The sequence below is a fragment of the Protofrankia sp. Cr2 genome (genome assembly GCF_963555885.1).
Taxonomy (GTDB): Bacteria; Actinomycetota; Actinomycetes; order Frankiales; family Frankiaceae; genus Protofrankia.
The window spans coordinates 76743-83279 of sequence record NZ_CAUVXG010000020.1; the positions used below are offsets into that span (position 1 = coordinate 76743).

The 6537-nt window shown below is 68.3% G+C and carries 7 protein-coding genes and 2 pseudogenes; 6 read left to right on the top strand and 3 right to left on the bottom strand.

The features are described from left to right. From U9978_RS11790 to U9978_RS11805, 4 genes and pseudogenes are all read left to right on the top strand, one after another. Positions 1-199: pseudogene (locus U9978_RS11790) on the top strand (hypothetical protein); the annotation flags it as partial. 140 nt (positions 200-339) lie between these two features. Then, positions 340-891, top strand: a complete 552-nt coding sequence (locus U9978_RS11795) for a DUF1003 domain-containing protein (RefSeq protein ID WP_322761141.1) — start codon at positions 340-342, stop codon at positions 889-891. A gap of 356 nt (positions 892-1247) precedes the next feature. Continuing rightward, positions 1248-1823, top strand: a complete 576-nt coding sequence (locus U9978_RS11800) for a hypothetical protein (RefSeq protein WP_416210939.1) — start codon at positions 1248-1250, stop codon at positions 1821-1823. Continuing rightward, on the top strand, positions 1820-2632 hold the full coding sequence (locus U9978_RS11805; RefSeq protein WP_322761143.1) for an isocitrate lyase/phosphoenolpyruvate mutase family protein: 813 nt from the start codon (positions 1820-1822) through the stop codon (positions 2630-2632). The genes U9978_RS11800 and U9978_RS11805 overlap by 4 nt, the downstream gene beginning before the upstream one ends. On the opposite strand, the gene U9978_RS11810 is transcribed toward U9978_RS11805, so the two are convergent. Continuing rightward, on the bottom strand, positions 2591-3304 hold the full coding sequence (locus U9978_RS11810; protein ID WP_322761144.1) for a metalloregulator ArsR/SmtB family transcription factor: 714 nt from the start codon (positions 3302-3304) through the stop codon (positions 2591-2593). The two genes, U9978_RS11805 and U9978_RS11810, sit on opposite strands and share 42 nt — an antisense overlap. A gap of 375 nt (positions 3305-3679) precedes the next feature. Here U9978_RS11810 and U9978_RS11815 point away from each other — a divergent pair, with 375 nt between their 5' ends. Beyond that, a complete protein-coding gene (locus U9978_RS11815) occupies positions 3680-4159 on the top strand; it encodes a M60 family metallopeptidase (protein WP_322761145.1) in 480 nt (159 codons plus the stop codon). A 141-nt stretch (positions 4160-4300) separates the two neighbouring features. Next, complete coding sequence (locus U9978_RS11820) at positions 4301-5773, top strand: ATP-binding protein (protein WP_416210940.1); 1473 nt, start codon at positions 4301-4303, stop codon at positions 5771-5773. A 224-nt stretch (positions 5774-5997) separates the two neighbouring features. Here the strand turns inward: U9978_RS11820 and U9978_RS11825 are convergent, their stop codons facing one another. Further along, the gene (locus tag U9978_RS11825; protein ID WP_322761147.1) at positions 5998-6222 is read right to left on the bottom strand and encodes a hypothetical protein; all 225 of its coding nucleotides are present in this window, start codon (positions 6220-6222) and stop codon (positions 5998-6000) included. Between the two features lie 8 nt (positions 6223-6230). Next, positions 6231-6537, bottom strand: a pseudogene (locus U9978_RS11830) (IS701 family transposase); the annotation flags it as partial.

Below are 6537 nucleotides of genomic sequence, written 5' to 3' on the forward strand. Positions count from 1 at the left end.
CTACGACGGCCAGCCGGTCCGGACCGTCCTGGCTGCCCATGGCATGGTCGGTGAGATCGCGCCGAAGGGTGAGCGGACCCCGATCCAGATCGGGAAGCGCTGGGTCACTGATCCGGCAAGCCCGGACGCTCTACCGCTGGGACGGCCGACCCACCATCCGACGTCTCAAGTGACGCCTATTGCCGGTCGCTCTAAGTAACGTCACCGCGTAACGGCACCGCGCCGATACCTTCGGCCAGGGCGATCGAGGCGTCCAGGTCCGCCACCGGGAAATCCAGGTGGAACTGATATCGAGCGCGCCAGAACCTATGGACAGGTTTCGGGCACCCGCACATCAGTATGAGAATCGTGAACTCTCCCGCTGACGGCTACAGCCAGCCGCACCGTGCCGCCAGAGGCGGTCACCCCCGTCCCCGTGTCCGGGTCCCCAACGAGCGAATGGTCTTCACCCGGATGCGTACGTCGCAGGACCGCGCGGCGGACGCGATCACATCGTTCGCGGGCTCGCTACTCTTCGTCTATCTCCACTCCGTCTGGTTCGGCGCCTGGGTCCTGCTGAACGAGGGCGTGTTCGGGCGGGCCGGCATCTTCGACCCGTATCCGTTCGGACTTCTCACGATGATTGTCAGCCTGGAGGCGATCTTCCTGTCCACCTTCGTGATGGTGAGCCAGAACCGCGAAGCGACGCGGCAGAACCTGCGAGCCGACCTGGACTTCGAGACCAACCTGCGGTCCGAGGTGTGGTCGGTCCACATCGGCAAGGCGCTCGGACTCGACCCGGAACAGATCGAGCGACACGTCCAGGAGATCATCGAACAGGCCAGGGCGGGAATCAGTAACAGTCAGGCCGCACCGGTCGACCCCCGGATGCTGCTGGACATCCCAGAATGATCCACGGAATGTGCAGAGACAGAGCCGATCAGCAATGCGACGAGTTCAGCGGACTGCCGCCATCCTCGGTTGATGGCCACCGGTCACTGGTGCAAACCGGGCAGGTAGCCGGGCCAGCACGAGTGGATGATTGACATACATTTTCCGCCCGAAAACCGGCGTCTCCTGACGTCATCCTTCCACTCATCGCACCGAAGGGAATGTGGATCAAGGAGTGGGGCTGGGGTGCCTGCCCCGGGCTCATGACGCTGCGACATAGGCCAGGCAGGGCCGATAGGCGGCCTCGGTGGCCACCGGTCGGGGACGGTTCGGGTGTCACCGAAACACTGGCGGTCCAGCATCGAGTCGTGGAGAAGATGCCGTCGTCCGTCCTGGACGACCCTGTGTTCGCAGTGCCGCGGTGCCCGGCGGACTGCTCCGGCGTCGCCTGGCTGCGCGGCAGCGTCGCACGGTTCAGCGAGGGAGCTGACCACGCGCGCCGCCGGAGGCTGGTCGATGAGCTGCTATCCGGCCTGGTGGTCGATCCGCGCCCGGGCGGCGATCCGACCGCGATGCTGCTCGTGGCGCTGGGACTACCGGAGCACCTCGTGGCCGACGTCGCGTCGGCCGCCGCCTCCTACCACCCCCATCTGCCGGCGACACCCGAGGCCGACGATGCCGTCGAGCGGCTCATCGCGGTGTGCGGCGGCCACAACGAGGTGACGGCGGCGAAGCTGTGCGTGCTCGTGCAAGCCCATACCGCCACCCGCGCGCTGATCACCCACATGCTCCGCGGTGGGGACGGCCCGCCCATCCCGAGCACCCGGCGGGTCGGCCCCCGCGGCGAGACCGTCGAGGTGGACCTGTCCGGGGCGCCCTTCGGCAGCGGCCCGCATGCCTGCCCGGGACGGGACCTCGCGCACCGGCTCGCGCAGGCGGCGATGCGGCGATGACCTTCGCTGACCTGCACCGGGCCGGCGACCCGCTGATCCTGCCGAACGCCTGGGACGCCGCGTCCGCAGCGGCCCTGCTCGCGGCGGGTTTCCCGGCGATCGGCACCACGAGCCTGGGTCTGGCAGCCCAGCACGGGCTGGCCGACGCCTCCCGAGCGATCCCCGAGCTCACCCGTCGCCTCGCGCGCCGGCTTCGCGCCCTGCCGTGCCCGGTCTCGGTCGACATCGAGGACGGCTTCGCCGACGACCCGGCCGCCGTCGCCGACTACGCGGCCTCGCTGGAAGTCGACGGCATCAACATCGAGGACACCACCCGGGGACGGCTCGGTCCGTCCGACGCACACGCAGCCAAAATCGAAGCGATCAAGGACCGGTGCCCACGCCTATTCGTCAACGCCCGCGTCGACACATTCTGGACCGCGCAGGCCGCCACCGCCACCGCCACCGTGACCGTGACCGAGACCGTCGACCGGGCTCTGCGCTACGTCGGTGCGGGGGCGGACGGCGTCTTCGTGCCCGGACGGCTGAGCAGCCCGCAGATCCGGCAGATCGTCTCCGCGGTGCCGGTCCCCGTCAACGTGCTCGCCTCACCGGACCACTCGGCGACGGAACTGGCCCGGCTCGGCGTGCGGCGGATCAGCTGCGGTTCGCTGCTGTACCGTGCCGCGCTGGACCGGGCGGTGGAGGTGGCGGTCCGCATACGCGACGGCGAACCGGCACCGCCCGCGATCTCCTACAGCGCCATCCAGGGCCTGGCCGCCCGCTACTCAGCCGGCCTCCCACGCGGCGAGCACGCCGGCATCGAGTGAGACGAGCACGCTCTCACCCGCGCCGGTCAGGCGCAGCGCGCGGCTGCCCGCGCGGGTGGCCACCCATCCGCGGTCGAGGAAAACCGTCAGCAGGTGCGCGCCCAGCCGGCCCGCGACGTGCGGCCGGCGCCCTGTCCAGTCCAGGCAGCCCCGGACCAGCGGGCGACGCGGGGAACCGCCGATCTCCTGCAGGGCGAACCGGTCGAGGAGCGGGTGACCGGGGCCGTCGAGGTGCAGGTCCGCGGTGGCGCCGGCACGCAGCGGTCCGACGATGCCCGCGCGCACCAGCAGCCCGGTCACCCGCAGGCCGAGGTCTCCGGCCATGTGGTCGTAGCAGCGCCGCCCGGCCCGCAGCTCGGCGGCAACCCGGTGCCCGCGCAGCGACGTCACCGGGATTTCGGGGGCAACGACCTGTAGAGCCTCAAGTGCGTACGCGATGTCGGCGTTCGCCAGGGTGTAGTACCGGTGGCGCCCGGATCGCTCCACCGTGACGAACCCGTGGGCGACCAGCGCTTTGAGATGCCCACTGGCCGTCGATGCCGATACCCCGGCCAGGCGGGCCAGATCACCCGCGGGCAGGCAGATGCCCCCGACCAGCCCGACGAGCATACGGGCCCGCGTGGGCTCGGCGATGAGCCGCGCCGGTACCGAAATGTCGGCGTCAACACCCACGCGGCCACGGTAGGGCACCGACCCTTCGACGATCCAGCGTTCGAACGCAATCCTGAGGACGGCGATCCCCACCGCGACGGCCGCCCTCGCCGGATTCCATCGGGCGGAACCGTCTGGGAGACACTCATCAATCAACAAATTGAGTACGAAAACGGCTGCAATAGCGACCGTTTGTTCACTCAGTTTCATGATCTGAAGGTGGCATGCCGCGCTGATCATGTGATCGCGGTTCCGAACTCGTAGGGCATCCTGAAGTCGCCCCCCATCGCGTCGATGGCGGCCCGACGCCTTCCCGTACCTTTGTCAGCCTGTCCGCGGGGAACTGGGTGAGGGCGCCGGAAGTGGGTAGTTGGTCCAGCCAGGCGTCCCGGGTCTATGGCCGCTCCCAGTCGAATCGCCACTGCTCCGGGGGTCACCGTCAACATCGCGTCGCTCGCGGTGCAACGCGCCTTCGGCCAGCGCTCCCGCCTGCTGGACACAGACGCCGAGGGCAGCGACACCTGGGACAGGGCACTGGCGAAGGTCAACACGCCGTCTTTCACAGTCACCAATCTGGAGCTGTTCGAACGCCTCACCGCGCTCGAACAGCTCCGGCTCGCCTTCGGCGACGACTTCTGGCCGCGCATGAACAAGGTCACCCGACAAAAGTGGATGTCCAACGGCTACCACCCCACCCGGGAGACCGCCTACGACAACCTGGCCCTCTTCGCCAGCATCACCGCCAACGCCGACCTGCGCGGCTTCTTCTCCGCTTGGGGCATGCCCGTCACTGAACAAGGCCGAGCCGCCATCGCCGACCTGAATCTCCCCCTGCCGGCCACCGACCCGACCACACTGCGCGAACCACGTCCGTAGGGTCCCCCCCGGTCTGCCCGGTCTGCCCGTTCGCGCCGGTCGTCGTCCCGATCGGCGCGAACGGCGCGAACGGCGCGATCACTTCCAGGATATGATGGATGACTCCAGCTATAATAAGTGGAGTTATCGGAGGGTCGCGTGGTGGACAAGCCCACCGAGGTGTTCGACCGCGACTTCGAATGGGCCGAACTCACCCGCTTCGTCGGTCACCCGAGCCGGGAAGCCACCCTGGGGGTGATCTCCGGACGGCGGCGCCAGGGCAAGACCTTCCTCCTCGACGCCATCACTCGCGCCCACGGGGGTGTCCTGTTCACCGCCACCGAGACCACCGAAGCCGACGCCCTGCGCCAGTTCGGTGAGGCTCTCGCCCGCTATCGCGGCGAGCCTGTCCCCCACCGGTTCGCCCACTGGGACGAGGCCGTCAGCCAACTGATGCGCATCGCCACAGCCGGGCCCACCACCGTCGTCATCGACGAGTTCCCGTTCCTCGCCAAGGCCTCCCCCGCTCTGCCCTCCATCATCCAACGCGCCCTGGACCCGACGGCCCAGCGCACCAACACCCCGGTCCGACTGCTGCTCTGCGGCTCGGCCCTGTCCTTCATGGGCCGGCTGCTGTCCGGCAACGCCCCCCTACGCGGCCGGGCCGGACTCGAACTCGTCGTCCCCACCCTCGACTACCGCCTCGCCGCCCAGTTCTGGGAGATCACCGACCCACGCACGGCCGTACTCACCCACGCCATCGTCGGCGGCACCCCCGCCTACCGCCGGGAGTTCACCCAGGGCGACACGCCAGCCGGCCCCGACGACTTCGACCCCTGGGTCACCCGCACCGTCCTCAACCCGGCCCGCCCCCTCTTCCGCGAAGCCCGCTATCTGCTCGCCGAGGAACCCGAGCTCCATGACACCGCCCTCTACCACTCCGTACTGGCCGCCATCGCCGCCGGCAACACCGCCCGCGGCGGGATCGCCGACTACCTCGGCCGGAAATCCACCGACCTCGCCCACCCGCTGAGCGTGCTCGAAGACGTCGGCCTGATCCGCCACGAACCCGACGCCTTCCGCCGCAACCGCTCCGCCTACCGGATCGCCGAACCCCTCGTCGCCTTCTACCACGCCGTCATGCGTCCCTACTGGGGCGATCTGGAACGTCCCGGCCGCGCGCAGGCCGTGTGGCAACGCGCCCAACCCACCTTCCGCAGCACGATCCTCGGACCGCACTTCGAGAACCTCTGTCGCGAATGGGCCCGCTGGCATGCCACCCCCGACACCTACGGCGGCCATCCTTCCCGGGTCGCCGCCGGGACCGTCAACGACCCGGCCGCCAGGACCAGCCACGAGATCGACGTCGCGGTCTTCGGCCACCGCGACTCCGAGCGCGAAACGCTGCTCGCCCTCGGCGAAGCGAAATGGAACGAGACCATGGGCCTCAGCCACCTGAAACGCCTCGGCCACATCCGCAGCCTGCTACCGGCACACCACACCGCCAGCGGCGTCAGCGGCCCACTCCTGCTGTGTTTCAGTGGGGCAGGTTTCACCCCTGAACTGCACGAGGCCGCCACCCACGACCCCACCATCGAGCTCATCGACCTACAACGGCTCTACCACGACGAATAACGAGGATACCAGAGCGGGACTGTGGGCCAGCGCGACTGTGGGGGCGAGTGCGCCGAACGATGGGGATTGTGTGTCGTCGGAGCAGCGCGACATTCACATCGTTGAGCACTACAGCCTTGACCCGCGCGCAGGGTGGCGAGCAGCTCGAGCAGCTGCTCGACGTCGGCGAGCAGCAACCGCCACGAGGGGTTGTGGCGTCTCAGCTTCTGGCACCCCACGGGCGGTCACGGGCTGATCAGTGGTCTGAAGGCGGCCTGTACCTGGGAATTGGAGGGGGTGACGTAGTCCTTCGTGTCGTAGCCGAGATTGCGATAAGGGTCAGGGCAGCTTGCGCCGCTGATCTCCAGTCTGGTGTCGGTCACGAATCGTCCGGTTCGTAGCTCATAAACACGAACGGGCAACGCCACCCGGTAAAACGTCACGTTTCCGAAGCCTAGTACTACAGCCACAGTGATCTCTATATGGCTGCGACCGGCGTGGCGGATGCTCGAGCGGCGCGTATCCGCCGGAGAAAGTGGTAGTAGCTCGCCCGCTCTTGGTGGCGGCGACGCCAGTCCGACCAGCGCCGAGTGACACTGAAAGGGATGGCCTTCTGCCAGACTTGGACAATAATATGACGGATCTCATTGAGGGTAAATGGGATCATCTTGTTCCTGGCCGGCGCGGGCGGATCGGCGATCGGAATACTGCCGTCGAGTTCGCGGGCGTAGCCGGTTGCGGTGGTCACCCGTTCCTTTGGCGGCCTGCTCTTCTCACGATTCTTA